At 61.9% G+C, this 2,819-nt stretch carries 3 protein-coding genes and 1 pseudogene; 2 read left to right on the forward strand and 2 right to left on the reverse strand.

Annotated features, from left to right (window positions below; genetic code table 11):
• Window positions 1–212: 212 nt before the first annotated feature.
• Window positions 213–506 (reverse strand): annotated as a pseudogene (gene groES, locus EN780_RS31325) (co-chaperone GroES); the annotation flags it as partial.
• 62 nt (window positions 507–568) lie between these two features.
• A complete protein-coding gene (locus EN780_RS31330) occupies window positions 569–916 on the reverse strand; it encodes a hypothetical protein (RefSeq protein WP_063169239.1) in 348 nt (115 codons plus the stop codon).
• Between the two features lie 1,010 nt (window positions 917–1,926).
• Here EN780_RS31330 and EN780_RS31335 point away from each other — a divergent pair.
• Together EN780_RS31335 and EN780_RS31340 are read left to right on the forward strand one after the other, a co-directional pair.
• Window positions 1,927–2,250, forward strand: a complete 324-nt coding sequence (locus EN780_RS31335) for a DUF736 domain-containing protein (RefSeq protein WP_024505644.1) — start codon at window positions 1,927–1,929, stop codon at window positions 2,248–2,250.
• Between the two features lie 181 nt (window positions 2,251–2,431).
• Window positions 2,432–2,701 carry a helix-turn-helix domain-containing protein gene (locus EN780_RS31340; protein WP_024505645.1) on the forward strand — a complete coding sequence of 90 codons (270 nt, stop codon included), beginning with the start codon at window positions 2,432–2,434 and terminating at the stop codon, window positions 2,699–2,701.
• Window positions 2,702–2,819 lie beyond the last annotated feature (118 nt).

The following is a 2,819-nucleotide window of genomic DNA, read 5'->3' on the forward strand; positions in this document are numbered from 1 at the left end:
GATGCGCGGGGCGCCGAACGACTTGTCGATGGCCACGTTGCGGCCCTTGGGGCCGAGCGTGACCTTCACCGCGTCAGCGAGGATGTTGACACCGCGCAGCATGCGCTCGCGGGCATCGCGGGAGAATTTTACGTCTTTGGCAGCCATTTTTAGCTCCTGGCAGGGGCTTCAATCGAGCCCGGGAATTCAGTTGACGAAAGGGCCTGATATGAGCCGATGATGCCCATGATGTCGGATTCCTTCATGATCAGAAGGTCTTCGCCATTGAGCTTGACTTCCGTGCCCGACCACTTGCTGAACAGGATGCGGTCGCCGGCCTTGACGTCCAGCGGGACCAGCTTGCCAGCTTCGTCACGAGCGCCGAAGCCGACAGCGATGATCTCGCCTTCCTGCGGCTTTTCCTTTGCCGTGTCGGGGATGATGATCCCGCCAGCGGTCTTGGATTCGGATTCGACCCGGCGAACGACCACGCGGTCATGCAGCGGGCGGAACTTCGACTTTGCCATTTTCGGATTTTTCCCTGGTGCGCTGTTGAGGGGTTTTTGTTAGCACTCGCGATGGACGAGTGCTAACGCGATAGTGAGGTAGGCTGTAAGCGGGCACTCGTCAAGACGGACGAGGGCAGGCGAGGAGCTCTGGCCCCCTCCCCGGTGGAACCCAACGCATACGCGGCATCCGCGTTGATGGCTGCGAGCCCCACATTTCCATTGAATTCGGCGTCATGACGCCAACTTGCTCGCGCCGCTTCCAAGTCGTCAGTCGTGCTGCCGTCAGCACGAACATAGGGCTGCGCTTCACTTCCCGTCGAAGCCGCGGCAAGCAGCGTCGCCGTCAGCACGCTCCTTTGCAGATGCTTGCCAAAGGTGGACAGTGAGCGCACCTGCGCCGGGCTGTTGGTGCGAACGTAAGACGTCATTGACAACTCCTTTTTGCAAGTCGAGCCCCTTCTCCACCTTCGGCCGCCGTCGACGCGAAGAAGTCCGCATCGCGTTGAAGACGAGCTGCGAAAAAGAGAAAGATGTGTTTGATGGCTGCGGCCCCAACGGTGCCTTCAGATTTGAGATCACTTCCGCCGCGAGCGGCTGAAGCTCCTCGCAACGTCAAATCGAATCTGCTGCCAAGCCTCCAGGAAAGGAGAGCATTGCTCATCTCGCGCTTGTGCATGCAGTCAACCTTCGATCCGTGTTGCCACATCAAGAGCAAATGCCGTGCCAAAGCTCACTGGGAAGTGAACGCATGGCTCTCCCTGAAAACCTCACAAATCCAGCATGGTCAATTGTGCGGAACCCGACATGCGTCTTCTGCCACTGTCAGCTTTCGGACAGGCATGACGCGTTTCGCGCCGACCACCGGTCGATCGGTTTTGGGGCCGGTCTGTTCGCCTCATAAGAGCGCGTTACATTGCGTAGCGGTTTCCCGAGCGCCGCCACATGACACTGGACCTGCAGGTAGCACCGGCTTCTCATCCAGCCTTACTTTGGCCCCCTCGCGTATCAAATTCCCGCTGGCGAGCCCTGCTTTCATAGATCGCACCATGCCGGATGTCTGCTCTGGCGCCCGACCCGCTGGCACGATCTCGATCCGGCATAAGGGCGCAGCATCTTTGCAGGCCGTTTCATCCCGGCGTCCTGCTTGGCTGACAGACCGCACTTGGCGAGCGGTCTCCATGCTCTCTCCAAGGACCATCCCTGCGGCTGGCTTGTCGACCTATGGGCGGGTCCGGCCGCCCGAAACCCTCGCGCCATCAGCTTTTTTCCCCGCCGCCTGCGGCGGCTTCCTCGCGCCGCTTCGCTCACAAAAAAGCTGCCCGCTCGGGTCCTTCACTGTCGCTGCGGCCCTGTCGGATTCAGGCGGTCCTGACGCGCCCATTACGGTGCGCCATCGCAGGGGATGGTCCCCGGCGAAACCACAAAAGGAGACTTCGAAATGACCGCGATCGGTTACGTCAACAAGCAGGAAAACGGCGCCTACAAGGGCCAGTTCAAGACGCTCAGCGTCCGCGCCGACATCGATATCGTCCCCAACCAGGCCAAGAGCGCCGATAACCATCCCGACTTCCGGGTGCTTACGCAAGGGGTCGAAGTCGGCGCTGGCTGGATCCGCACCGGCGAGACTTCCGGCAAGGATTATGTGAGCCTGTCGATTGCAGCGCCGGAGTTCGGACCGCGCAAGCTCTACGCCAATCTCGGCCGAGCCGCCGGCCAGGACGATCACGACACCTACGCCATCATCTGGAACCCGGCCGACTGACCGGCCGAGATAAGAGCCTCGCGCCGCAGCCCCGGCGCGGGGCTCATTCCCAGGAGTTCCACCCAAACCCCGTCCGCCCTAAAGGGCGGCGAAAACTCTCCCCCGACTCTTCGCCCGTCCCCGAGACGATCTCCCTCGCCCATCCTCGCCCTCGCTTGTCCGAAGCGAAACGAGGATCATCATGGACGACGAAAACGAACGCGCGGCCCGCGCGAAAAAGGGCAGCCCGTTTCTCAGCACAGCCCAAGCCGCCTTCTATATCGGGCTCTCCCAGCGCACGCTCGAAAAGATGCGGCTCAAGGGCGGCGGCCCGAAATTCCGCAAGCACGGCCGCTATGTCCGCTATCACATCGACGAACTCGACCATTGGTCGAAAGGACACCCGCAGCACTCCATCGCCGGCGATGGCAAGGCCGGTTCCGGCCAGGGCGGCACGGGAGGCCGTTCATGAGGCGGCGCCCTTCCATCCATCTGATCGGCAGCCGCCTGAGGCGTGTTCGAGCCCGTAAGACGGTCGCCTTGGCCGCGGCCGGTCTCGGTCTTTTGGGCTTCACGGCGCTGGGAAAGCC

This window comes from Mesorhizobium sp. M4B.F.Ca.ET.089.01.1.1 (assembly GCF_004022605.1).
GTDB classification, from domain to species: domain Bacteria; phylum Pseudomonadota; class Alphaproteobacteria; order Rhizobiales; family Rhizobiaceae; genus Mesorhizobium; species Mesorhizobium abyssinicae.

What these genes read in the sequence shown, in the direction of transcription:
- EN780_RS31330 (WP_063169239.1), bottom strand. Translation starts at nt 916, where the DNA reads ATGACGTCTTACGTTCGCACCAACAGCCCGGCGCAGGTGCGCTCACTG.
- EN780_RS31335 (WP_024505644.1), top strand. Translation starts at nt 1,927, where the DNA reads ATGACCGCGATCGGTTACGTCAACAAGCAGGAAAACGGCGCCTACAAG.
- EN780_RS31340 (WP_024505645.1), top strand. Translation starts at nt 2,432, where the DNA reads ATGGACGACGAAAACGAACGCGCGGCCCGCGCGAAAAAGGGCAGCCCG.